16 protein-coding genes are annotated in these 24,488 nt (G+C 68.1%); 9 read left to right on the top strand and 7 right to left on the bottom strand.

Annotation, left to right across the window (positions count from 1 at the left end):
* Window positions 1–11: 11 nt before the first annotated feature.
* Complete coding sequence (locus MHN84_RS23855; protein WP_241206985.1) at window positions 12–1,412, bottom strand: GntP family permease; 1,401 nt, start codon at window positions 1,410–1,412, stop codon at window positions 12–14.
* A gap of 234 nt (window positions 1,413–1,646) precedes the next feature.
* Here MHN84_RS23855 and MHN84_RS23850 point away from each other — a divergent pair, with 234 nt between their 5' ends.
* Entirely contained in the window at window positions 1,647–2,888 is a 1,242-nt protein-coding gene (locus tag MHN84_RS23850) for a cytochrome P450 (RefSeq protein WP_241206984.1), read from the top strand.
* Window positions 2,885–3,451, top strand: coding sequence for a TetR/AcrR family transcriptional regulator (locus MHN84_RS23845; RefSeq protein ID WP_241206983.1), 567 nt, complete (start codon window positions 2,885–2,887; stop codon window positions 3,449–3,451). Before MHN84_RS23850 ends, MHN84_RS23845 begins: the two co-directional genes overlap by 4 nt.
* Here MHN84_RS23845 and MHN84_RS23840 read toward each other — a convergent pair.
* Together MHN84_RS23840 and MHN84_RS23835 are read right to left on the bottom strand one after the other, a co-directional pair.
* Window positions 3,435–4,571 carry an acyltransferase gene (locus MHN84_RS23840; protein WP_241206982.1) on the bottom strand — a complete coding sequence of 379 codons (1,137 nt, stop codon included), beginning with the start codon at window positions 4,569–4,571 and terminating at the stop codon, window positions 3,435–3,437. The genes MHN84_RS23845 and MHN84_RS23840 overlap by 17 nt on opposite strands.
* Before the next feature lie 6 nt (window positions 4,572–4,577).
* Entirely contained in the window at window positions 4,578–6,278 is a 1,701-nt protein-coding gene (locus tag MHN84_RS23835; protein ID WP_241206981.1) for a DEAD/DEAH box helicase, read from the bottom strand.
* Window positions 6,279–6,327: 49 nt separating this feature from the next.
* Here MHN84_RS23835 and MHN84_RS23830 point away from each other — a divergent pair, with 49 nt between their 5' ends.
* From MHN84_RS23830 to MHN84_RS23815, 4 genes are all read left to right on the top strand, one after another.
* Window positions 6,328–6,918 carry an LppP/LprE family lipoprotein gene (locus tag MHN84_RS23830; RefSeq protein WP_374238414.1) on the top strand — a complete coding sequence of 197 codons (591 nt, stop codon included), beginning with the start codon at window positions 6,328–6,330 and terminating at the stop codon, window positions 6,916–6,918.
* Between the two features lie 61 nt (window positions 6,919–6,979).
* Complete coding sequence (locus tag MHN84_RS23825) at window positions 6,980–10,396, top strand: TM0106 family RecB-like putative nuclease (RefSeq protein ID WP_241206980.1); 3,417 nt, start codon at window positions 6,980–6,982, stop codon at window positions 10,394–10,396.
* A complete protein-coding gene (locus MHN84_RS23820; RefSeq protein ID WP_241206979.1) occupies window positions 10,393–11,769 on the top strand; it encodes an FAD-binding oxidoreductase in 1,377 nt (458 codons plus the stop codon). Before MHN84_RS23825 ends, MHN84_RS23820 begins: the two co-directional genes overlap by 4 nt.
* A gap of 10 nt (window positions 11,770–11,779) precedes the next feature.
* Entirely contained in the window at window positions 11,780–13,171 is a 1,392-nt protein-coding gene (locus tag MHN84_RS23815; RefSeq protein ID WP_241206978.1) for an NAD(P)/FAD-dependent oxidoreductase, read from the top strand.
* Here the strand turns inward: MHN84_RS23815 and MHN84_RS23810 are convergent.
* Together MHN84_RS23810 and MHN84_RS23805 are read right to left on the bottom strand one after the other, a co-directional pair.
* The gene (locus tag MHN84_RS23810; RefSeq protein WP_241206977.1) at window positions 13,168–14,820 is read right to left on the bottom strand and encodes an MFS transporter; all 1,653 of its coding nucleotides are present in this window, start codon (window positions 14,818–14,820) and stop codon (window positions 13,168–13,170) included. The genes MHN84_RS23815 and MHN84_RS23810 overlap by 4 nt on opposite strands.
* 74 nt (window positions 14,821–14,894) lie before the next feature.
* Entirely contained in the window at window positions 14,895–16,178 is a 1,284-nt protein-coding gene (locus MHN84_RS23805; protein ID WP_374238413.1) for a multidrug effflux MFS transporter, read from the bottom strand.
* 154 nt (window positions 16,179–16,332) lie between these two features.
* On the opposite strand from MHN84_RS23805, the gene MHN84_RS23800 reads away from it, so the two are divergent.
* The gene (locus MHN84_RS23800) at window positions 16,333–17,076 is read left to right on the top strand and encodes a hypothetical protein (protein ID WP_241206976.1); all 744 of its coding nucleotides are present in this window, start codon (window positions 16,333–16,335) and stop codon (window positions 17,074–17,076) included.
* A gap of 243 nt (window positions 17,077–17,319) precedes the next feature.
* Window positions 17,320–21,093 carry a multifunctional oxoglutarate decarboxylase/oxoglutarate dehydrogenase thiamine pyrophosphate-binding subunit/dihydrolipoyllysine-residue succinyltransferase subunit gene (locus tag MHN84_RS23795; RefSeq protein WP_241207008.1) on the top strand — a complete coding sequence of 1,258 codons (3,774 nt, stop codon included), beginning with the start codon at window positions 17,320–17,322 and terminating at the stop codon, window positions 21,091–21,093.
* 108 nt (window positions 21,094–21,201) lie between these two features.
* Here the strand turns inward: MHN84_RS23795 and MHN84_RS23790 are convergent, their stop codons facing one another.
* Window positions 21,202–21,567: a DUF732 domain-containing protein gene (locus MHN84_RS23790; RefSeq protein ID WP_374238412.1), complete on the bottom strand. Its 366-nt coding sequence runs from the start codon at window positions 21,565–21,567 to the stop codon at window positions 21,202–21,204.
* A gap of 137 nt (window positions 21,568–21,704) precedes the next feature.
* Between MHN84_RS23790 and MHN84_RS23785 the strand changes: the two genes are divergently transcribed.
* Entirely contained in the window at window positions 21,705–22,526 is an 822-nt protein-coding gene (locus MHN84_RS23785; RefSeq protein ID WP_241206975.1) for an SDR family oxidoreductase, read from the top strand.
* Window position 22,527: 1 nt separating this feature from the next.
* On the opposite strand, the gene MHN84_RS23780 is transcribed toward MHN84_RS23785, so the two are convergent.
* Complete coding sequence (locus MHN84_RS23780) at window positions 22,528–24,399, bottom strand: S9 family peptidase (protein ID WP_241206974.1); 1,872 nt, start codon at window positions 24,397–24,399, stop codon at window positions 22,528–22,530.
* Window positions 24,400–24,488 lie beyond the last annotated feature (89 nt).

Here is a 24,488-nt window from a genome sequence, read left to right as displayed (position 1 = left end):
ACTTTCCGTTACTAGAAGACGAGGGACAGCGGCAGGATCAGCAGCAGGGCGACCACCGACGCGACGGACACTCCGACCGAGCAGGTCTTCAGCGTGCCGCGGGTGGTCTGCCCCATCAGCGACTGCAGAAGCCAGAACGTGTTGCTGGTGACGTGCACCAGGAACAGCGATCCGGCACCCGCGGCGAGTGCGATCAGGACAGGGTCGAGCCCGATGATCGGAGCGACCGGCGCGAGAATGCCCGCGGACGTGATGGCAGAGATCGTGACGGAGCCCACCGCGACGTGCAGGATGGCCGCGATGGCCCAGACCATCAGCAGCGGTGCGGCATGGGTGGCCTGGAAGTACTCACCGAGGATGTCTCCGAGGCCGGTGGCCTTGATCGTCGCGGCGAGCGAGCCCCCGACGCCGGTGAGGATCAGGATCTGTCCGCTCTCCTTGAATCCGGTGGCGATGGACTTCTCGACCGCCGCGGCGCCCAGCGCGTAGCGGGACACGAAGCTGGTGCCGACCAAACCGATGAGCAAAGCAATCACCGGCGACGACACGAACGTGACGAACGCATTGTGGATGTCGGCCGCCTGGAGTACGGCGCCGGTCGCAATCAGTGCGAGCGAGCAGAGCAGTGGCGCGAACAGGACGAGCAGTGGGGTCTGAGCGCGCACCCTGGTCTCGGCGGTGGTGGCCACTCCGCCCCCACCGACACTTCCCTCGACGGGCTCGTGGTCAGCGACGAGATCGGTTGCATCGTCTTCGGCTCCGAGGAACTCCCCTTCGTCACGCTCCTCGTTCCACCAACCGTGGTTGAACAGGAACGACATGATCGCCACCGAGATTGCGACGGTCGGGATCACGATGAGGACGCCGAACAGCAGCATCTTGCCCAGCGGTACGCCGAGCAGACCCGCGAGCGCGAGGGCGCCGACGCCCGGCACGGTCAGCACGATGCCACACTCGAGTCCAATTGCCATCGCCGCCGCCATGCGCGCCGTACCGTTGCGGCCGATCTTGCGAGCCAGGTTGCGGGCCAGTGGAGCGGAGATCACCAGCAGGACGTCGAGGAAGATCGACTGCAGAAATGTGGCGATCGTCAGCGACAGTGCATACGGCATGCGCTTGGCGCCGAACACCCGAAGCAGCGTCTCCACCAGACGCTGGATGGCTCCGGTGCGTTGCAGCATCGCGCCCATCAGCACGCCGAACGCGATCAGCAGGCCGACCTCGGCCATGATGTCGCCGAAGCCCGTCATGATCGACTCGATCGTCTTGTCCACGCCCAGCCCCGCCGCCAGGCCCAGATAGGCCGAACCGACAACGAGCGATACCACCGGGTTGAACTTGAACCTCACGATGAGCACCACAACGGCGACGATGGCGATCGCCGTGTGGGTGATGACAGCCGCTTGCGACATGGCTTCCTTTCCGTGGCGTCGACCTGAAACACATTTGCATTCCAGTGTGATGCCGGACACTTGCTTACTCACATTATGAACATGAACCCACTATGTAGGTCAACGCCGAATTGGAGGTTTCAGCCGGAAGGCTGCGCACCTACTGCTTTCTGGGATGGCTACGCACGTGTTGCCACCACGATTTCGCATCCCACACCCTTGACACAGGTCCGCGCGACGTCGTATTCATGAGACATGTCGACGGCGATGTCTCACGACGCTTTGGCCCAGTTCACCCTCGCCACCGCTGACACCTGGGCCGACCCCTGGCCGATGTACCGCGCGCTGCGCGACCACGACCCCGTCCACCACGTCGTTTCCGTCGACCGGCCGGACCACGACTACTACGTGCTCTCCCGGCACGCCGACATCTGGTCTGCCGCGCGCGACCACCAGACGTTCTCCTCGGCCCAGGGGCTGACCGTGAACTACGGCGAGCTCGAGATGATCGGCCTGGCCGACAATCCGCCGATGGTCATGCAGGACCCGCCGACGCATACCGAGTTCCGGAAGCTGGTGTCTCGCGGCTTCACCCCGCGCCAGGTCGAGGCGATCGAGCCGACGGTGCGCCAATTCGTCGTCGAACGCATCGAGGGGTTGCGTTCGCGCGGCGGCGGCGACATCGTCGCCGAACTGTTCAAGCCCCTGCCGTCGATCGTCGTCGCCCACTACCTCGGCGTGCCCGAAGCCGACCGCGGCAAGTTCGACGGCTGGACCGAGGCGATCGTCGCGGCCAACACCGCTGACGGCGGCATCGGCGGTGCACTCGACACCCTCGGCGACGCACTCGGCGAGATGATGGCCTACTTCACCGCCCTCATCGAGCGTCGCCGCGACGACCCCGCCGACGACACCGTCTCCCACCTGGTGGCCGCGGGAGTCGGCGCCGACGGAGACATCGCCGGCGTGCTGTCGGTTCTCGCATTCACGTTCACGATGGTCACCGGCGGCAACGACACCACCACGGGCATGCTCGGGGGCTCGGTGCAGCTGCTGCACCAGCGCCCCGATCAACGCCGACTCTTGGTCGACGATCCCGCCCTGATCCCCGGCGCCGTCGACGAATTCCTGCGACTCACCTCCCCGGTGCAGGGCCTGGCCCGCACCACCACCCGCGACGTCACGATCGGCGATCGCACCATCCCCGCGGGCCGCAAAGTCCTGTTCCTCTACGGCTCGGCCAATCGCGACGAACGCGAATACGGCTCCGACGCACAGGAACTCGACGTCACCCGCAATCCGCGCAACATCCTCACGTTCAGCCACGGAGCGCACTTCTGCCTGGGCTCGGCCGCGGCGCGTATGCAGTCCCGAGTCGCGCTGTCCGAGCTGCTGGCCCGTATCCCCGACTTCGAGGTCGACGAAGACGGCATCGTCTGGGCCGGTGGCAGTTACGTGCGCAGGCCGCTGTCGGTGCCGATCACGGTGACCCGGTGAGCGGCAGTGACTGGCTGGCCGCCCAGCGCATCGAGATCGCTGCCGACCGCATCCTCGACGCCGCAGGCGAGCTGTTCGCCGACAAGCCCGCCGCGACCATCGGAATGAACGAGATCGCCGCGGCCGCAGGCTGTTCCAGAGCCACGCTGTACCGCTACTTCGAGAACCGCGATGCGCTGCACACCGCGTACGTCCACCGGGAGACCCACCGGATCTACCGCGAGCTGACCGATCAGATCGCCGCGATCACCGATCCGGAGGAGCGGCTCGTGCGGGGCATGCTCGGCTGCCTGCGCATGGTCCGGGAGAATCCCGCGTTGGCATCCTGGTTCACGGCCTCTGCCCGACCACTCGGTGGGGAGATGGCCGAGCAGTCACCGCTGATCGCCGCGGTGACCCAGACATTCGTCGGCTCGCTGGGAGACGACGGTCGCGTCGAAGCGCGAGCCCGATGGCTGGTGCGGATCCTGACCTCACTGCTGCTGTTTCCCGGCCGCGATGACGCCGACGAAGCCGAGATGCTCGCCGAATTCGTCGTGCCGCGCGTCATCGCACGCGGGTGAACCGGTGCAGCAGCCACGCCAGCGGCACCGTGACCACCATCGTGCCCAGGAACAGCAGCCACACCGAACCGTTGTAGATCGGATACCGCAGGATCTCGACCATCACGACTTCCATCGTCACCAGATGGATCAAGAAGATCTCGTAGGAGATCTCACCGAGGAACACCATCGGCCGGCTCGCGAGGAGCTTCGCGTACAGACCGGTGTTGCCCAGCGCCAACGGGGCGACGACCAGCGTGGCGATCACCGCGTAGAACGCGCTCTTGGCCAACGCTTCCCACAGCAGCGCCGGCGACGTCGTCGGCTCCCCGCCGATGGGTGTGGACACGATGAGATAGCTGATCACCGCCACCGGCAGGCAGGCCATCGCATACGCGCGCACCCGCATCGCCGCCAGCACCGCGAGCACCATGCCGCCGACGAACCACGACAGATACCCGGGCAGCCACAGGCGCGCCCCATCGGGCAGGAACGACGTGGTGTGCACCAGCGTGAGCCACGCCGGTGACAGCGCCGCGAACGCGGCCAGCCCGGCCAGCAGCAGCCACGGCCGCCAGCGCCGACGGCTCAGCACGACCAGCAGCAGATAGGCCATCGGCGGCAGCGCCACATAGAACGCCGCCTCGACGGCCAGGCTCCACATCTGCGTAAGACCCTGGTGCAGAAACGAATACAGATAGTTGTCGGTGTAGATCTGGGTGAGGGTCAGATTACGTATCAGACCCTCCCAGGTGTGCCCGGGGTTCGGTCCGGCCGTGCGGAAGTGGTAGACCAGGTAGGCCGCCAGGACGGTGACCACGTACGCGGGCATGATGCGGCGCACCCGATGCCACGCATAGCGCCGGACCGACGGCGCGGATTCGCCCGCGGCGCAGGCGTTCACCCACGGCGCGAACAGCAGGAAGCCCGACAGCACGAAGAAGATCGGCACCCCGATCTCCATGCGGGAGAACACCAGCCCGACGTAACCCTGCCCGTAGTGGCCGGTGGTGTAGGCCGCATGGGTGAGCACCACCAGAAGTGCCGCCACGGCGCGGATGCCGGTCAGCGAATCCACCCGGCCGGTCGGGGTCACCGACTCCAGGCCGCCCTGGGCGTCGGCGTCTCGTGACAGCGTCATAGGGCGCTAGTGCGACTTGCGGCGTGCCTTCGGCCCGCGATCGGGTTCCAGATTGATCAGCTGACCTTGAATCCTGGTGTTCTCCAGCTTCTTCAGCGTCTCGCGCGAGAGGTTGGCCGGCAGCTCGACCAGCGAGTAGTCCAGCTTGATCGCGATGTGACCGAAATCGCTGCGATGCAGACCGCCCTCGTTGGCGATCGCGCCGACGATCGCACCGGGCATCGCCTTGTGCCGCTTGCCCACCGCGATTCTGTAGGTCGCCAGATCGCTGCGCCGCTCCCGCTGCTTGCGCGGGCCGCGATCGTCGCGGTCGGAACGGTCCGGTCGGTCCTTCTTGTCGCGGCGCTTCTCCGGCGGCGGCTCGGTCATCAGGAACGCTTCACCGTCGCGGCTCTGCAGCGCCAGCGCGGCGGCGATGTCGGCCATCGGCACGTCGTGGTCGCGCTCGTAGTTCTCGATCAACGTCCGGAACAATTCGATGCCCGGCGCGGCAAGCGCCTCGGTGATCGAATCGCGGAACTTCTGCACCCGCCGCTCGTTGACGTCCTCGACCGACGGCAGCTCGATCTCGACCAGCTTCTGCCGCGTCACCCGCTCGATGGCACCGAGCAGGTGTCGTTCGCGGGGTGTCACGAACAGCAGCGCGGTGCCCGACCGGCCCGCACGGCCGGTGCGCCCGATCCGGTGCACATAGGACTCGGGGTCGTGCGGAATGTCGAAGTTCACGACGTGCGAGATGCGCTCGACGTCCAAGCCGCGGGCGGCGACGTCGGTGGCGACCAGGATGTCGATCGAGCCGTCCTTGAGCGCGTTGATCGTGCGCTCCCGGACCGCCTGCGGGATGTCGCCGTTGATCGCGGCCGCCGCGAAGCCGCGGGCCTTCAGTTTCTCGGCCACCTCCTCGGTGGCCTGCTTGGTCCGGACGAAGACGATCATCGCGTCGCCCTGCTCGGTCTCGAGCAGCCGGGTCAGCGCGTCCATCTTCCGGGGATACGACACCTGCAGGTAGCGCTGGGTGATGTTCTCGGCCGTCTGGGTCTTCGACTTGACCGTGACCTCGACCGGGTCGTGCAGGTACTTGGCGGTGATCTTCTTGATCGCCGGCGGCATGGTCGCCGAGAACAGAGCGACCTGCTTGTACTCCGGGGTGTCGGCCAGGATCCGCTCGACGTCCTCCGCGAAGCCCATCTGCAGCATCTCGTCGGCCTCGTCGAGCACCATGTAGTCGAGGTGGCTGACGTCGAGCGTGCCCTTCTCCAGATGGTCGATCACCCGGCCCGGGGTGCCGACGACGATCTGGGCGCCCCGCTTGAGGCCGGCCAGCTGCGGGCCGTAGGAGCTGCCGCCGTACACGGGCAGCACGTTGACGTTCAGATGGGCGCCGTACCGGCTGAACGCCTCGGCCACCTGCAGCGCGAGCTCCCGCGTCGGGGCGAGCACCAGCGCCTGCGTGGCGCGGCTCGAGGTGTCGATCTTGCTCAGGATCGGGATGGCGAACGCCGCGGTCTTGCCGGTTCCGGTCTGGGCCAGTCCGACGACGTCGGAGCCGGCCAGCATCGCGGGGATGGTGGCCGCCTGGATCGGCGACGGCGATTCGTAGCCGACGTCGTTGACCGCCTGGAGCACAGAGGGGTGGATGTGCAGGTCGGCGAAGGTCGTGTCGCCTGACACATCCGTGCTGGCGGGGGTCACATCCGAGGAGGTCATCGTGATGGCAGTCTAGTGCCCTTTTCGGCTTCCTCCCGCCGCGCGCCTGATGGCCGGTGTCGAGGCGGGCCCGGTACGGTCGCCTGTTGTGAAGTGGGCAGCAGTGATGGGTGCCGCAGCCCTCGTCCTCACGGGCTGCGGTTCAGGTGATTCGACAGCATCGAAGACGCCGGGTCCGACGGTCTCGGAAACCTCGCCGGCTGCGCCGGCGCCCACCGTGGCCCCGGTCGGGCCGCCGCCAGGTCCGGCCCCCGCCGCGGATCCGTGCGCAGTCGACCTGGCCGCCCCGGAGATCGCGCGGGCGGTTTCCGAGCTCCCCCGCGATCCGCGCAGCAAGCAGGGGTGGCGCCCCGCGCCGGTGGCCGGCAACTACAACGAGTGCGCGCAGCTCTCGGCGGTGATCGTCACGGCCAACACCAATTCGGAGAACCCGAACACCCGCGCCGTGCTGTTCCACCGCGGCAAGTTCATCCCCACCGGTGTGCCCGACACCTACGGCTTCAACGGTCTGGACAGCACCGGCACCACCGGCGACACCGTCGCGCTGAAGTACTCCGGCGGCATGCCCGGGCTGGACAGCATCGTGAAGTTTCGCTGGAACGGCAGCGGGGTGGAGCTGATCGGCAACACGCCGCGGTGACGTCTGCCGGCGCGCTCGGTCGAACGGGTGGGGCGTCGGTGGGCTGTCCTACAGTGGCGGCGTGTTCGTCATCGACGGCCGAGTGGTCTACAGCGCCTCCGATCTCGCCGCGGCCGCCCGCTGCGAGTACGCGCTGCTGCGCTCGTTCGACGTCAAGCTCGGCCGCCCCACGGCGGCCACCGGGGACGACGAGATGCTCGCCCGCACATCGCAATTGGGTGACGAGCACGAGCAGCGACACCTCGATGAACTGCGCGCCGATGCAGAGATCACCGTCATCGGCCGGCCGGACCACACCCTCGCCGGCCTGACCGCGGCGGCGCAGCAGACGCTGCGGGCGATCGAGCGGCGGGCGCCGGTCATCTACCAGGCCGCGATGTTCGACGGCAGATTCGTGGGGTTCGCCGACTTCCTGTTGCTGGAAGAGTCTGAGCACGGCCCGCGCTATCGCCTGCGCGACACCAAGCTGGCGCGCTCGGTGAAGGTCGAGGCCCTGCTGCAGCTGGCCGCCTACGTCGACACGCTGGCCGCAGCGGGCGTGCCCGTCGCGCCGGAGGTCGACCTCCTCCTCGGCGACGGCGCCACCGTCAGCTACCCCGTCGACGAGCTGTTGCCGGTGTATCGGCCCCGCCGCGCCGCGCTCCAGCACCTGCTCGACCGGCACGAGGCCGGCGGCCTCCCGGCGGCGTGGGAAGACGAGTCCGTGCGCGCCTGTTTCCGCTGCGCGGACTGCGAGGAGCAGGTGCGCGCGCACGACGATCTGCTGCTGGTCGCGGGCATGCGGGTCAGCCAGCGTGCCCGGTTGCTCGACGCCGGCGTCGTCACGGTGCACGAACTGGCCGCACATAAAGGCCCCGTCGCCGACCTGTCCCCCCGCACCGTCGACGCGCTGACTGCGCAGGCCCGGCTGCAGCTCGCCGACCGGATCGACGGCAAGCCGCCGTACCGCGTCGTCGATGCGCAACCGCTGATGGTGCTACCCGACGCCGACAAGGGCGATCTGTTCTTCGACTTCGAGGGTGACCCGCTGTGGACCGCCGACGGCCACGAGTGGGGCCTGGAATACCTCTGGGGTGTGCTGACCGTCGCCGACGAGTTCTCCCCGCTGTGGGCGCATACCCGTGCCGATGAACGCGCGGCGCTGATCGCGTTCCTCGACATGGTGCGCAAGAGGCGGCGACGCTACCCGCGCATGCACATCTACCACTACGCGGCGTACGAGAAGAGCACGCTGCTGCGGTTGGCGGGCCGCTACGGAGTCGGCGAACGGGATGTCGACGAGCTGCTCCGCGAGGGCGTGCTGGTGGACCTCTATCCGTTGGTGCGCAAGAGCATTCGGGTCGGTACCGAGAACTACAGCATCAAGAGCCTGGAACCGCTGTACATGGGCAACGAGTTGCGCGACGGTGAGGTGACCACGGCCACCGCATCCATCACCGAATACGCCCGCTACTGCGAGCTACGGGATGCCGGCGACGCCGACGACGCCGCGACGGTGCTCAAGGAGATCGAGGAGTACAACCGCTACGACTGCCGCTCGACGCGCCGGCTGCGCGACTGGCTGGTGGCACGCGCCATCGAGGCCGGCGTGCCGCCGCGCGGTCCCGTGCCGGTCGACGGCGCGAGCGCCCAGACGGCCGAACCCGACGCGGTCGAACGCCGACTGCGCAAATTCGCCGGCGACGGTGTGGAACCGCGCACTCCGGAGCAGACGGCCGTCGCGATGATCGCTGCCGCCAAAGGTTTTCACCAGCGCGAGGACAAACCGTTCTGGTGGGGCCACTTCGACCGGGTGAACAATCCCGTGGAGGAGTGGGCCGACGCCAGCGGAGTGTTCCTGGTCGACGACCACACCATCGCCGAGGACTGGCACACACCGCCGAGGGCTCGGAAACCTCAGCGCCGCTTGACCCTTCGGGGCGAGATCGCCAACGGTGACCTGGACCGAGAGATGTACGCGCTCTACGACCCGCCCGCACCGGCGGGCCTGGCCGACGACCCCGACCGGCGGGGTTTCGCCACGGTTTCGGTGGTCGAGTGCGACAACGTCGACGCCCCCACCGAGGTGACCGTGATCGAGCGGCAACCCAAGGACGGCGACGTCTTCACACAGGTGCCGTTCGCGTTGACCCCCGGGCCACCGATCAGCACCAAACCGTTGGCGGAATCGATCGCCGCCACCGCGCGCGACGTCGCCGATGCGCTACCGCGGCTGCGCCCCAGCGCGATGACCGACCTGCTGCTGCGCCGCGCCCCGCGCACCCGCAGCGGCGCCGCGCTGCCGGGCTCCGGTGTCGTCGTCGACGACATCACCGCCGCGCTGCTCGACCTCGACGCGTCCTACCTGGCCGTGCACGGCCCGCCCGGGACCGGCAAGACGTTCACCGCCGCCCGGGTCATCGCCAGGCTCGTCAACGACCACGGCTGGCGGATCGGAGTGGTCGCGCAGGCCCACGCCGTTGTGGAGAACCTCTTCGCCGGCATCCTGCGGGCGGGGGTCGACGGTGCCCGGGTGGCCAAGAAGAAGTCCGCGGGCGCACCATGGCGGGACATCGACGAGAAGGACTACCCGGCGTTCATCGACGACCATGAGGGCTGCGTGATCGGCGGTACCGCGTGGGATTTCGCCAATGACCGGCGCGTGCCGGCGGCGTCGCTGGACCTGCTTGTCGTGGAGGAGGCCGGCCAGTTCAGCCTCGCCAACACGATCGCGGTGGCCCGGGCGGCACGCAATCTGCTCCTGCTCGGCGATCCGCAGCAACTACCGCAGGTCAGCCAGGGCACCCACCCGGAGCCCGTGGACGGCTCGGCGCTGGCGTGGCTGGTCGACGGCCACCACACGCTCCCACCCGAGCGCGGCTACTTCCTGCACTGCTCCTACCGGATGCATCCGCAGGTGTGCCGCGGAGTGTCCCGGCTGTCGTACGACAACCGGCTGCAGTCCCACGAACCGGTGACTGCTGCGCGCCGGCTCGCCGGCGTCGCCCCTGGCATCCGCACCCTGGCCGTCGAGCACCACGGCAACGTCACCGACAGCCCCGAGGAAGCCGCGGCGATCGTCGCCGCGATCGGCGGCCTGCTCGGCACGACCTGGACCGACGAGGACGGCACCCGCCCGCTCACCCAGGACGACGTCCTCGTCGTCACCCCGTACAACGCTCAGGTCGTGCAGGTGCGCAGCCATCTCGACGCAGCCGGGTTCGCCGACGTTCGCGTCGGTACCGTCGACAAGTTCCAGGGTCAGCAGGCACCGGTGGTGTTCGTGTCGATGACAGCGTCCTCGATCGACGAAGCCCCCCGCGGAATCGCGTTCCTGCTCAACAGGAACCGGCTCAACGTCGCGGTCAGCCGGGCGAAGTACCTGGCGGTGGTCGTGCGCTCGCCGCAGCTCACCGAGTACCTGCCCGGCACCCCGGATCGGCTCCTGGAGCTCGGCGCGTTTCTGTCCCTGTCCTCGTGTGATACACCGGGCCCATGACCGAAGCGCTGACCGAACGGCTCACTGCGATCGTCGGCGCCTCGCAGGTGAGCACCGACGCCGACGTGCTCGACGGCCGCAGCACCGATTACACCGGTCGCTACCGAGGCCGGGCCACGGTCTTGGTGCGCCCCGGGTCCGCCGACGAGGTCGCCGCGGTGCTGACGGCGTGCCGCGGCGCAGGGGTGAGCGTGACCGTGCAGGGCGGGCGGACATCCCTGGTGGCGGGCACGGTCCCCGAGCACGACGACGTCCTGCTGTCCACAGAGCGGCTGCGCGAGATCGGCGAGGTCGACACCGTGGAGCGCCGGATGCACGTCGGCGCCGGTGTGACGCTGGCAGAGGTGCAGCGGGCCGCGACAGCGGCCGGCCTGGTCTTCGGTGTCGATCTGGCCGCGCGTGATTCGGCGACCGTCGGTGGGATGGCATCCACCAATGCGGGCGGGCTGCGCACCGTCAGCTACGGCAACATGGGCGAACAGGTGCTGGGCATGGACGTGGTGCTGCCCGACGGGTCGATCGTGCACCGGCACAGCCAGGTACGAAGCGACAACACCGGATACGACCTGGCGTCGCTGTTCGTCGGCGCCGAGGGCACGCTGGGAGTGATCACCGGGCTGGACCTGCGGCTGCACCCGTCGCCGCGCCACCGCGTGACCGCGATCTGCGGGTTCGTCGAGCTGGACACGCTGCTCGCGACCGCGCGGGTGTTCCGCGACGTCGACGGGATCGCAGCACTCGAGCTCATCGACGCCAGGGCGACCGCACTCACCGCCGAGCATGCGGGTGTCGCGGCCCCGGTCGAGGGCGACTGGTTGTTGCTGATCGAACTGGCCGGTGATACCGACCTCACCGACCGGCTGGCCGACGCCCTGGCCGACGCGGAGCTGCGCGGGGAGCCCGCCGTGGGCGTCGACGCAGCAGCCCAGCAGCGGCTCTGGCAGGTCCGCGAGGCAGTCGCCGACGTGCTCGGCGTCTACGGTCCGCCGCTGAAATTCGATGTGTCGCTGCCACTCTCGTCGATCGCGGCGTTCGCCGCCGACGCGGTGGCGCTGGTCGCCGAGCATGCGCCCGACGCGATCCCGGTGCTGTTCGGGCATGTCGGCGAAGGCAACCTGCACCTCAACATCGTGCGGTGCGCACTGACCGGCGAGCCCGAGCACGCGCTCTACACGGCGATGATGGCGCTGATCGCGCGCCACGACGGCAACGTCAGCTCCGAGCACGGCGTGGGCACCCGCAAGCGCGACTACGTCGCCATGTCACGCACCGAGGCCGACATCGCGGCGATGCGGGCCGTCAAGGCAGCGTTCGATCCCACCGGGTACCTGAACCCCGCGGTGCTGTTCGGCCGAGAGTCCGGTGTCCCGTAGCGTGGCGGCGATGACGAGCATCGAGGCCGACTACCTGGTGATCGGCGCAGGCGCGATGGGGATGGCGTTCGTCGACACGATGCTCACCGAGACCGATGCGACGGTCGTGCTCGTCGACGAGAACCATCAGCCGGGTGGGCACTGGAACTGGGTGTATCCGTTCGTCCGACTGCACCAGCCCTCGTCCTACTACGGCGTGAATTCGCGGGCCCTGGGCAACGAGGACTGGATCGACCAATCGGGCCCCAACGAAGGGTTCTTCGAGCTGGCGACCGGCCACGAGGTGTGCGCCTACTACGACCAGGTGATGCGCCACCAGATGCAGCCGACCGGCCGGCTGTCGTACTACCCGTCCTCGCATTACCTGGGCGACAACAGGTTTCGTACGCTCGACGGAACCGAACACCAGGTGACGGTGCGACGCCGCGTGGTCGACGCCACCTACCTGCTGACCGTGGTGCAATCGATGCGCTCGGCGCCGTTCTCGGTGGCCGACGGCCTCGACGTCGTCACCCCCAACGATCTGCCCCGCCGGGCCGCCGGCCGTGAGCACTACACGATCGTCGGCGGCGGCAAGACCGGCATGGATTGCTGCCTGTGGCTGCTGCGCTCCGGTGTCTCCCCGCAGCACATTCGCTGGATCATGCCGCGGGACTCCTGGCTGATGAACCGGGCCCACATCCAGCCCGGTGGGCAGTTCGTGAAGTCCTTCCGGGAATCGATCGCCTCGCGGATGAGCGCCATCGCCGAGGCGACCTCGCTGGACGACCTGTTCGAACGCCTCGAAGCCGACGGCAACCTGTTCCGGCTGGACCCCGCCGTCACGCCCACGATGTACCACTGCGCGATCGTGTCTTCACGCGAGCTCGAGCAGTTGCGCCTCATCGACGACGTGGTGCGGCTGGGCCACCTCGAACGCGCCGAGCACGACCGGATCGTGTTGCGTGACGGCGAGATCGAGGTCTCCACCCCGTCGTTGTACGTGGACTGCACGACACAGGGCTTGCCGCGTCCGCCGTCGGTACCGGTGTTCGACGGCGAGAAGATCACGCTGCAGAGCGTGCGGGGATGCCAGCAGGTGTTCAGCTCGGCGTTCATCGCCCACGTCGAGGCCGCGTACCCCGACGACGGCGTCCGCAACGATCTGTGCGCACCCATCACACATCCCGACGCTCCGGTGGATTGGCTGCGAATCCTGCTGGCCGACAACACGGCTCAGGTGCGATGGCTGAAAGACCCGGAGCTGATGGACTGGCTGAAGGCCGCCCGGCTGAACGTGCTGCGCGACCTCTTCCCCGATTTCGGCGACAAGGTCCGGGTGCGGGATCGCGCGTTCAGCGCTCTGACCACGGCGCTGACCAAGACCAACGAACAGCTCAGCGCGCTGATGGAGCGCGGCTAACCGCGCGCGTGCCGGCCCCCACCGCCGTCGGTCATCCGCTCCAGCACATCGGTGTCGTCGGCGTCGGGATCGTGGCTCCAGTCGACGACGTACTCGACGTAGTCATCGTCATCGACCCAGTCATCGGACCATTCCCGGCCGTCGTCGGCGGCGGCACGGGCATCAGTGCCGGTGTCGGCTGCAGCAGGCGCCCAGCGGCGGCCCACCGCACCGGTCAGGAACAGCGCCGCCACCACCCCGAAGAGCGCGATGAACGCCGGCAACAGCATCGCCTGCGACATGGCCGCGGAGAACGGGGCGTGCAGGAACCCGGGCAGCTGCCCGACGCCGGCCTCCGGCGAGCCCGTACCGGCGGCCGCACCCGGCATCTCCGCCGACAGCCGCGACGACAGGAACGCGGCCATGCCTGCACTGCCCAGCACGGAGCCGACCTGCCGGGTGGTGTTGTACACCCCGGAGCCGGCACCGGCCACATGCGGCGGCAGGTTCCGGGTGGCCGTCGCGGCCAGCGGCGACCAGATGAACGCCATCCCCACGCCCATCAGGGTCAGCGGCACGACCAGCCGCCAGATCGGAGTCGTCGGCGTCATGTCGATCGACAACCAGGTCAGCGCGATGGCCAACACCGAGAAACCGAAACCGATCACCGGGCGGGGATGCGCGCGATCGACGATCTTGCCGACCATCGGGGCGAGCACGCCCGTGGCGACCGCCATCGGTGCGGTCAGCAGCGCCGCACGCGTCGGCGTGAGACCGCAGACGGCCTGGGCGTAGAACATCAGCGGCAGGATCATCGACGTCGCGACGAACCCGATCGTCGCGACCCCGAGGTTGGACATCGAGAAGTCGCGGTCGCCGAAGATCGCCAGCGGGATGAGCGGCTCACCACGGGTGACCGACTGCCACACCACGAAACAGGCCATCACCGCGATCCCCACCCCGATCGCCGCCCAGATCCACGGCGCCCAGCGATGGGCCTGGCCCTCCTGCAGAGCGAACACGATCAGGAACAGACCGACCGCCGACAGCACCACACCCAGCACGTCGATCTGTTTGCTCTGTGTGGGCAGCGCGGGCACCAGCCGCAGCGCCAGCACGAGGCCGAGCACACCCACGGGCACGTTCACGAAGAAGATCCACTGCCAGCCCAGGTGGTCGACCAGCACGCCGCCGGCCAGCGGGCCCACCAGCGTGGCCACCCCCGCCGTCGCGCCCCACACGCTCATCGCTACACCCCGCCGATCAGCGGGGAACGTCCTGGTGATCACCGACAGCGTCTGCGGGGTGAGCAGTGCGGCACCGAGGCCCTGCAGCACCCGGGCGGCCACCAGCATGCCGATGCTGTCGGCCAGCCCGCACCACAGGGAGGCCAGCGTGAAGACCGACAGACCGACCAGGTAGACGTTGCGCGGGCCATAGCGATCCCCGAGTCGACCCGACACGAGCAGCGGCACGGCGTAGGCCAGCAGGTAGGCACTGGTCACCCAGATGACGGCGTCATATCCGACGTCGAGGGCCGTCATGATCGCCGGGTTCGCCACCGCGACGATCGTCGCGTCGACGAGGATCATGAAGAAGCCGACGAGAAGCGCCCACAGCGCGTGCCAGGGGTTGGCGCCGCCGGTACGCGGCGTCACGACATCGAGCATGGTGGAAGACAATCAGCCATCAGTGGGGGTGGGGACTCGAGGTGGGACATGACCGCGCCGACGCTACGCGATGATCACGACACGTCGGGTGCCGGCGAACGGTGCGCGCCCGTCAGCAGCAGGGCCACCAGCGCGATCACCACACCAGCGGCCATCACCGCGGCCATCGCGAGCTCGTCGTTGCCCAGCACGCCGACCACCGGCGCAACCGCTGCCCCCAGGCCGAACTGGACCGCGCCGAGCAGCGCCGCGGCGGTGCCCGAGGCGTCGGGGTGCCGCGTCAGGGCCACCGCCGGTGCGTTCGGGATCACCAGGCCCATCGCCGCCAGGATCGCCCACACCGGCACGACGAAGCCGACCAGCCCGCCCACATGCGCGGCCGCCAGCGCGATGAACACGACACCGAACAGCGAGGCCGCGGCCAGCGCCCACACCATGATCTGCTGGGGGGAGAACCGGCGCAGCAGCACGACGTTGAACTGCGTCGACCCGATCAACGCGATCGCGCCGGCGCCGAAGACCAGAGCGAACGCCGTCTGATCGATGCCGTAGCGGCCCTGCAGCACGAACGAGGCGCCAGCGATGTAGGCGAACAGGCCCGACATGCCCAGAGCGGCCACCAGGACCAGAATCACGAACCGGGTGTCGCGCAGCAGTTCCACATAGGTGCGTGCGATGCCGCCGACCCTCAGGGGGCGGCGGTGCGCGATCGGCAGGGTCTCGGGCAGAGCCAGCACGGCCATCACCAGAATCGCGCCCGCCAGCACCACCAGCGCGGCGAACACCCAGTGCCAGGACGCGTTGAGCAGAACCGCCGCGCCCAACGACGGGGCGAGGACCGGCGCCACGCCCAGGACCAGCATCAACCGGGACATCACCGTGGCGGCCACGTTGTCCTTGTACAGATCACCGACCACCGCGATCGCGACCACCATGGCCGCCGCGGCACCGACACCCTGCAGACCCCGCGCGATGCCGAGCAGCGCGATGTTCGGCGCGAACAGGCACAGCAGCGACGCCACCATGTGCAGCACGATGCCGCCGATCAACGGCCTGCGGCGGCCCAGCGAGTCCGACAGCGGTCCGATGATCAGCTGCCCCAGCGCCAGACCGGCCAGCGTGCCGGTCAGCGTCAACTGCGCCACCGACGACGACACCGACAGCTCGTCGGCGATCCTCGGCAGCGCGGGCAGGTACATGTCGATGGTCAGCGGGCCGAGCGCGACCAGCAGGCCCAGCACCACAATCATCCGCAGGCGGCTCGGGGCGGTCACCGTTCCCACCGCCGGCTGACGAGCCGGCCCACGGCCCATCTCGGTCTCCAGCGGTGTCACGTCCACGTCTGGGGATACTGCCATGGAATTGATTAGCGCCGCTTTCCAGTTGTTTCTTCCCCGCACAGCGAACAGTGACCGCCGTCACCTCCGGACACCCCGCTCGGGCGGTGATTCGTTTTCCGGGTGTTTCCAGGGCTTAACCTGGGAACAGGTCCACTCGACGAAAGGCCGTTCGATGAGTGCATGGTCCCGGGCCAAGAGCAAAGAGCCCGCAGTACGCGAGGACGATCCCAGCGCAGCCGCCAAGGCGCTGAGCAACATCATCGAACGCGGCGCCCGGGTCCAGGCACCGGCCGTGCGTGCCTATGTCGCGCGCCTGCGTGAGGGCAACCCCGGCGCCGGCCCCGCCGAGATCATCACGAAGCTGGAGAAGCACTACACGGCCGCGGTGATGGCCAGCGGGGCTGCCGTCGGCTCCGCGGCCGCCTTCCCCGGCATCGGCACGCTGGTCGCGATGTCCGCGGTCGCCGGGGAGACCGTGGTGTTCCTGGAAGCCACCGCGGTGTTCGTACTGTCCGTCGCGGAAGTGCACGGCATCCCCGCCGAGGAACGCGAGCGTCGGCGCGCGCTGGTGCTCGCCGTGCTCGTCGGCGACGACAGCAAGGGCGCGATCGCCGACCTGCTCGGCCGCGGCCGCACCAGCGGTGGCTGGTTGTCCGACGGCGCCGCCTCCCTGCCGCTGCCCGCGGTGTCGCAGCTGAACAACCGCCTGCTCAAGTACTTCGTCAAGCGCTACACCCTCAAACGGGGTGCGATGATGTTCGGCAAGATGCTGCCGGTCGGCATCGGTGCCGTCGTCGGGGGCGTCGGCAATCGGATGATGAGCCGCAAGATCGTGGCGAACGCCCGCGACGCGTTCGGAGCGCCGCCGCCGCGCTGGCCGTCACCGCTGCATCTGCTTCCCGCGCCGCCCAACTGACGGTCGGCGTTCACCCCGTGGTCATGTCCGAAATGACCACAACGACCCATACAGACGTTGCCTGGTCGCCCCGGTCGCCGAAGCGCTAGCCTTGATGCGGCGGAATTGCGGGTGACCGCACACCGGGTTCATTAAGGGGTGGCCGGCTGCCGCGGAGCACTGGCCGGAAACGAAGAATTGAGGCGAACAGCAGCCGTGAATTCACCTTCACCATTCGGTCAGAACGAGTGGTTGGTCGAAGAGATGTACCGCAAGTTCCGCGAGGATCCCTCGTCGGTGGACCCGAGTTGGCACGAGTTCCTCGTCGACTACTCCCCCGAACCCACCACCGACGCCGCCGCCAGTACCCCTGCGCGCGCGAACGGTTCGCCGGCTCGGTCCTCCGGTCCGATGAGCCCACCCGAACCCGCCAAGGCGCCGCCGCCGAAGAGCAGCAACGGCACCGCGCAGGCCGCGCCGAAGCAGAAGGCTCCCGAGCAGAAGGCCCCCGAGAAGCCCGCCGACCCGGCGCCCCCGAAGACTCCGGAGAAGAAAAAAGAGTCCGCGCCGTCCGACAAAGCCCCGGAGAAGGCTGCGCAGAGCAAAGAACCGGCAGCCAAGACGGCCGATACGGCTGCCGGCAGCGACGAGACGCAGGTGCTGCGCGGCGCCGCAGCGGCCGTCGTCAAGAACATGTCCGCATCGCTCGATGTGCCGACCGCCACCAGCGTGCGTGCCATTCCGGCGAAGGCGATGATCGACAACCGCATCGTCATCAACAACCACCTCAAGCGCACCCGCGGCGGCAAGATCTCGTTCACCCACCTGCTGGGCTACGCGATCGTGCAGGCGGTCAAGAAGTTCCCGAACATGAACCGGCACTTCGCCGAGGTCGACGGCAAGCCCAACGCGGTGACACCCGCGCACACCAACCTGGGGCTCGCGATCGACCTGCAGGGCAAGGACGGTAAGCGCGCGCTGGTCGTCGCATCCATCAAGAACTGCGAGAGCATGCGATTCGGTCAGTTCATCGCGGCCTACGAGGACATCGTGCGCCGGGCCCGCGAGGGCAAGCTGACCGCCGAAGACTTTGCCGGCGTGACGATTTCGCTGACCAACCCGGGCACCATCGGCACCGTGCACTCGGTGCCACGCCTCATGCAGGGCCAGGGCGCGATCATCGGCGCCGGCGCGATGGAGTACCCGGCGGAGTTCCAGGGCGCCAGCGAGGAACGCATCAACGAGGTCGGCATCGGCAAGTTGATGACGCTCACGTCGACCTACGACCACCGCATCATCCAGGGTGCTGAGTCGGGTGACTTCCTGCGCACCATCCACCAGTTGCTGCTCGACGACGAGTTCTACGACGAGATCTTCCGGGAACTCGGTATCCCCTACGAGCCGGTGCGGTGGCGCATCGACAACCCGGACTCGATCGAGGACAAGAACGCCCGCGTCATCGAGCTGATCGCCGCCTACCGCAACCGCGGCCATCTGATGGCCGACATCGACCCGCTGCGGCTGGACAACACCCGCTTCCGGAGCCACCCGGATCTCGACGTCAACACTCACGGCCTGACGCTGTGGGACCTCGACCGCGAGTTCAAGGTCAACGGCTTCGCCGGCCAGACGCACAAGAAGCTGCGCGACATCCTCGGGCTGCTGCGCGACGCGTACTGCCGCCACGTCGGTGTGGAGTACACCCACATCCTCGAGCCCGAGCAGCAGCAGTGGCTGCAGGACCGCATCGAGATCAAGCACGAGAAGCCGACGGTCGCCGAGCAGAAGTACATCTTGAGCAAGCTCAACGCCGCAGAAGCATTCGAGACGTTCCTGCAGACCAAATACGTTGGCCAGAAACGCTTCTCGTTGGAAGGCGCGGAGACCGTCATCCCGATGATGGACGCCGCGATCGACCAGGCCGCCGAGCACGGGCTGCACGAGGTCGTCATCGGCATGCCGCACCGCGGCCGGCTCAATGTGCTGGCCAACATCGTCGGCAAGCCCTACAGCCAGATCTTCACCGAGTTCGAGGGCAACCTGAACCCGTCGCAGGCGCACGGCTCCGGCGACGTGAAGTACCACCTCGGCGCCACCGGCACCTACATCCAGATGTTCGGCGACAACGACATCGCGGTGTCTCTGGTCGCCAACCCCAGCCACCTCGAGGCCGTCGACCCGGTGCTCGAAGGCATCGTCCGCGCCAAGCAGGACATGCTCGAGAGCGGCGAGGTCGCCGACGGCGGCGCCGGTGATTTCACCGTCGTGCCGATGATGCTGCACGGGGACGCGGCGTTCGCCGGGCAAGGTGTGGTCGCCGAGACGCTGAACCTCGCGCTGCTGCGCGGGTACCGCACCGGCGGCACGATCCACATCATCGTCAACAACCAGATCGGCTTCACCACGTCGCCGTACGACTCGCGCTCGTCGGAGTACTGCACCGACGTGGCGAAGATGATCGGTGCGCCGATCTTCCACGTCAACGGCGACGACCCCGAGGCCGCGGTCTGGGTCGCGAAGCTCGCCATGGACTTCCGCCAGAAGTTCAAGAAGGACGTCGTCATCGACATGCTGTGCTACCGCCGCCGCGGGCACAACGAGGGCGACGACCCGTCGATGACGCAGCCCAACATGTACGACGTCATCGACACCAAGCGCGGGGTCCGCAAGACCTACACCGAAGCGCTGATCGGCCGCGGCGACATCTCGATGAAAGAAGCCGAGGACGCGCTGCGCGACTACCAGGGCCAGCTCGAGCGGGTGTTCAACGAGGTCCGTGAGCTCGAGAAGCACGCGGTGGAGCCCAGCCACTCGGTGGAATCCGACCAGATGGTGCCTGCGGGCATGAAAACCGCGGTCGACAAGTCGCTGCTGCAGCGCATCGGCGACGCGCACCTGGCCTTCGACGAGGACTTCAACGTGCACCCCCGCGTCAAGCCGGTGCTCGAGAAGCGCCGCGAGATGGCCTACGAGGGCAAGGTCGACTGGGCGTTCGGTGAGCTGCTGGCCCTGGGCACGTTCCTGGCCGAGGGCAAGACGATCCGGATGACCGGACAGGACACCCGCCGCGGCACGTTCACCCAGCGGCACTCGGTGATCATCGACCGCAAGACCGGCAAGGAGTTCACCCCGCTGGACCTGCTGACCGTGGACTCCGACGGCAACCCGACCGGCGGCCGGTTCATGGTCTACGACTCGGCGCTCTCCGAGTACGCCGCGGTCGGCTTCGAATACGGCTACTCGGTGGGCAACCCCGACGCGCTGGTGCTGTGGGAAGCCCAGTTCGGCGACTTCGTCAACGGCGCGCAGTCGATCATCGACGAGTTCATCAGCTCCGGTGAGGCCAAATGGGGTCAGCTCTCCGACGTGGTGCTGCTACTGCCGCACGGTCACGAGGGTCAGGGCCCCGACCACACCTCGGGCCGAATCGAGCGGTTCCTGCTGCTGTGGGCCGAGGGATCGATGACGATCGCGATGCCGTCGACGCCGGCGAACTACTTCCACCTGCTGCGCCGTCACGGCCTCGACGGCATCCACCGGCCGCTGATCGTGTTCACGCCGAAGTCGATGCTGCGCAACAAGGCGGCGGTGAGCGATCTCAAGGAGTTCACCGAGCAGAAGTTCCGGTCGGTGCTCGAGGAGCCCACCTACGACGAGGGTGACGGCGACCGGTCCAAAGTCACCCGCATCCTGTTGACCAGCGGCAAGCTGTACTACGAGCTGGCGGCGCGCAAGACGAAGGACAAGCGCGAGGACGTCGCGATCGTGCGTGTGGAGCAGCTGGCGCCGCTGCCTCGGCGTCGGCTGGCCGAGACGCTGGACCGCTACCCGAACGCCAAGGAGAAGTTCTGGGTGCAGGAGGAGCCGGCCAACCAGGGTGCGTGGCCCACGATGGGCCTGACGCTGCCCGAGCTGCTGCCCGACCACCTCGCCGGGATCAAGCGCATCTCGCGGCGGGCGATGTCCGCGCCGTCCTCGGGCTCGTCGAAGGTGCACGCCGTCGAGCAGCAGGAGATCATCGACGAGGCGTTCAGTTAGGTCCGGTTCGGCGAGCGAGCTGGGGGCACCTCCCGCGAGCGAGCGCGTTTGTACACCGACGCGCCGCGGACCGCGTGCATCTGCGCGCGTTCGCGGCGCGCCGAGCGATCACCGGATGAACGAGAACGGCACCCCGTCGGTGAGCGCGCTGACGGCACGCGGGCACATGATCTGGATGGCCAGGCCGGTGAACATCGTCGCCGGGCCGAGCGGGCGACCGAGCTCGTCGGCGACCTTCGCCGCCACGTTCGCGGCGTTCTGACCCGGCTCGGCGAGCATGGGGCACACCTGCTCGCCCACGCGGACCGCGGTGGCCGGATCGATGTCGCCCAGCCGGTAATGGTCCAGCGCGGAGAGGAAGACATCGACGCCGGTATCGGCCTGGGCTGGGGCGGCGGCGATGGTGGCGGTGGCCGGTGCTGCGACGGCGAGGGCGGCGACCAATGCGGCGAACACGGTATTGCGAGACTTCACGTTCTGATTGTCGCAGCCGACGCCTCGAGCATTACGCCGTGCGGTACGCAGCCGCTGACAAGCCCCCATCTACCCGGAACCGGCGGTACCGCTAGGGTGATCTGCAATTGCACCTCGGCATGTGATGGGAGTGGGCTATGCAAGGCTTTGCCGGAAAGGTGGCCGTCGTGACCGGCGCCGGCTCGGGCATCGGTCAGGCGCTGGCCATCGAACTGGGCCGCTCCGGCGCCAGCGTGGCGATCAGCGACGTCGACACCGAAGGTCTGGCCGCCACCGAGGAGCGGCTCAAGGCCATCGGTGCGCCCGTCAAGACCGACCGCCTCAACGTCACCGAGCGCGAGAGCTTCCTCCTATACGCCGACAGCGTCGCCGAGCACTTCGGCAAGGTCAACCAGATCTACAACAACGCGGGCATCGCGTACACCGGCGACATCGAGATCAGCCAGTTCAAGGACATGGAACGGGTGATGGACGTCGACTACTGGGGCGTCGTCAACGGCACCAAGGCCTTCCTGCCTCACCTCATCGCCTCCGGCGACGGGCACGTCGTCAACGTCTCGAGCGTGTTCGGGCTCTTCTCCGTACCCGGCCAGGCCGCCTACAACGCGGCGAAGTTCGCGGTGCGCGGGTTCACCGAAGCTCTGCGCCAGGAGATGGCGCTGGCGGGTCATCCCGTCAAGGTCAGCTGCGTGCACCCCGGGGGCATCAAGACCGCGATCGCCCGCAACGCCACTGCCGCCGAGGGTCTCGACGCCGGGGAGCTGGCCAAGAAGTTCGACAAGAACCTGGCCAAGACCAGCCCCGAACGGGCAGCGCAGATCATTCTCGATGGGGTGCGAAAGAACAAGGCGCGCATCCTCGTCGGCAACGACGCGCGGATGTTCGAGTACGTCATCCGATTCGTCGGCGCGGGCTACCAGGGGATGTTCCCGCGCGTGGTGGCGCGCCTGACGAAATAGCTCACGTCCGGCCGCCCAGGTGCTCGGCCAGGAAGTCCGACACCTTCTCGTACATCTCGATCGTGCTCTCCGGGTTGACGGCGCCGTGGCCTTCGGTGGACTGGACCAGGTAGTCGACGTCGGCGCCGCGGGCGCGCAGCGCGTCGACCAGGTTGTCGGACTCCGCCTGGACGACGCGAACGTCGTTGGCGCCCTGGATCACCAACAGCGGGGTGCGGACCTGATCGACCCGGGTGATCGGCGAGCGTGCCTTCATATCGGCCAGTTGCTCGGGATCGTCGGGATCTCCCACGTAGGCGTGCCAGTTGTTGGCCAGGTGCGGACGCGCGATGGGTGGCAGGGTGCGCATGAAGTTCGCGAGATCCGAGATGCCGACGTAATCGATGGCTGCCGTGAAAACGTCGGGGGTGAAGGTGATTCCGACGAGCGCGGCATAGCCGCCATAGGAGCCGCCGAAGATCGCGACGCGGTCGGGGTCTGCGTAATCCTCGTCGACAGCCCAGGTGACGCCGTCGATCAGATCGTCGTGCATCTTGTGAGCGAACTCTCCGATCGCAGCCTTCAGGAAGGCCTTGCCGTACCCGGTGGAGCCGCGAAAGTTGACCTGCAGCACGGCATATCCGCGATTGGCCAGCAGTTGGACGCCGGCGTCGAAACCCCAGGAGTCCCGGTACCAGGGTCCGCCGTGGACGACCAGAACCAGAGGCAGGCCCCGCGGCTCGACGCCGACGGGCAGCGTCAGGTAGCCGTGCAGTGTCAGGCCGTCGCGGGCGGTGAGGGTGATCGGCCGCATCGGGGCCAGGGTGGCCGGGTCCAGGTGCGGTAACGGCCGGAACAGCAGCCTGCTGCCCCCTGTCTCGTGGTCGTACAGGTAGGTGGCGCCCGGGTCGCGATCGTGATTGAAGCTGACCACCCAACGCCGGCCGCCCTCATCCGAGGACAGACGTCCGAGATCGCCATCGGAAAGCTTTTCCAGATTGGCGAGCACCTCGCCGAAAGACGGATCGAGCGCGCGAATCAGTTGCCGCTCAGCGTAATACCGCACGGCCAGCAGCTCGCCGGTACGCCGATCGCAGATGAGGGGTCCCGGCAGGACAGGGCTGACCGCCGAGCGCGGATCGAGGTCGTACTCCGGGTGGCTGTCGACCTCGGTCTCGACGCCGGTCTCGAGATCGACGCGAACGAGACGGGTGCGGTCGCTGCCGCGGTTGGACCCCATCCACACCCCCGTGCCGTCAGGTGTGATGGCCAAGGGGTGGATACCGACGGGGTGATCGCTGCCGTCGAACGTCGCGATGCACTGCAGGGCCTGCCCGTCCCAGCGCGACAACTCGAGATCGCCGTCGGGGGTCAGGGACGTGGCGAACAGCTCGGCGCTGTCATTGCTCAGCCAGCTGTTCACGTGGCCGGGGTTTTCGGCGAGCAGCGTGAGCTCTCCGGTCGCGACGTCGAGTTCGTGCACGTCGAGCAGTGTCGCTTCCCGGTTGTTCATCATCACCGTCGTCGCGCCGCCTTTGACTTCACGGACCGGGAGTGCCATGACGCCGGGGAACGGTGTCAGGTCGACGGGAGGTGACCCGGGATGGTCGAGATCGACGCGGAATATGTGCCAGTTCTCGTCGCCGTCGTCGTCCTGCAGATAGATCAGCCATCGGGGGTCGTCGGTCCACTCGTAGTGCAGGACGCTGCGGTTGTCGTCGGCGGTCACGCAGCGCGGCGCGTAGTCCCCGTCGAGATCTTCGACCCAGACGTTCAGGCGATTTCGCCACGGCGCGAGGAACGCGATCCTGGTGCCGTCGGGTGAGATCGTCGCGGCGGCTCGGGTGGGCGGGCTGAGGAGGTCGGCGACGGGGATCAGGTCTGGTGCAGACATGGCTTCTCTTCCTGGTTGCGGGCGCACGAGGTCGGCCCGTCGAAATGATGCATGTTCGACGGTCAATGATGTTGTGACAGAACTGTTTT

The sequence above is a fragment of the Mycobacterium sp. PSTR-4-N genome, from assembly GCF_022348085.1.
Classification (GTDB): domain Bacteria; phylum Actinomycetota; class Actinomycetes; order Mycobacteriales; family Mycobacteriaceae; genus Mycobacterium.
The sequence above is the reverse complement of the archived record's forward strand: the minus strand, read 5'-3'. Positions and strand labels throughout refer to the sequence as shown.

Excerpts from the sequence above, each read along its gene's own strand:
- MHN84_RS23795 (WP_241207008.1), top strand. The coding sequence starts at position 17,320 with ATGTACCGCAAGTTCCGCGAGGATCCCTCGTCGGTGGACCCGAGTTGG.
- MHN84_RS23850 (WP_241206984.1), top strand. The coding sequence starts at position 1,647 with ATGTCGACGGCGATGTCTCACGACGCTTTGGCCCAGTTCACCCTCGCC.
- MHN84_RS23785 (WP_241206975.1), top strand. The coding sequence starts at position 21,705 with ATGCAAGGCTTTGCCGGAAAGGTGGCCGTCGTGACCGGCGCCGGCTCG.
- MHN84_RS23830 (WP_374238414.1), top strand. The coding sequence starts at position 6,328 with ATGGCCGGTGTCGAGGCGGGCCCGGTACGGTCGCCTGTTGTGAAGTGG.
- MHN84_RS23800 (WP_241206976.1), top strand. The coding sequence starts at position 16,333 with ATGAGTGCATGGTCCCGGGCCAAGAGCAAAGAGCCCGCAGTACGCGAG.
- MHN84_RS23820 (WP_241206979.1), top strand. The coding sequence starts at position 10,393 with ATGACCGAAGCGCTGACCGAACGGCTCACTGCGATCGTCGGCGCCTCG.
- MHN84_RS23810 (WP_241206977.1), bottom strand. The coding sequence starts at position 14,820 with ATGCTCGATGTCGTGACGCCGCGTACCGGCGGCGCCAACCCCTGGCAC.
- MHN84_RS23840 (WP_241206982.1), bottom strand. The coding sequence starts at position 4,571 with ATGACGCTGTCACGAGACGCCGACGCCCAGGGCGGCCTGGAGTCGGTG.
- MHN84_RS23805 (WP_374238413.1), bottom strand. The coding sequence starts at position 16,178 with ATGGCAGTATCCCCAGACGTGGACGTGACACCGCTGGAGACCGAGATG.
- MHN84_RS23815 (WP_241206978.1), top strand. The coding sequence starts at position 11,780 with ATGACGAGCATCGAGGCCGACTACCTGGTGATCGGCGCAGGCGCGATG.
- MHN84_RS23780 (WP_241206974.1), bottom strand. The coding sequence starts at position 24,399 with ATGTCTGCACCAGACCTGATCCCCGTCGCCGACCTCCTCAGCCCGCCC.
- MHN84_RS23855 (WP_241206985.1), bottom strand. The coding sequence starts at position 1,412 with ATGTCGCAAGCGGCTGTCATCACCCACACGGCGATCGCCATCGTCGCC.
- MHN84_RS23835 (WP_241206981.1), bottom strand. The coding sequence starts at position 6,278 with ATGACCTCCTCGGATGTGACCCCCGCCAGCACGGATGTGTCAGGCGAC.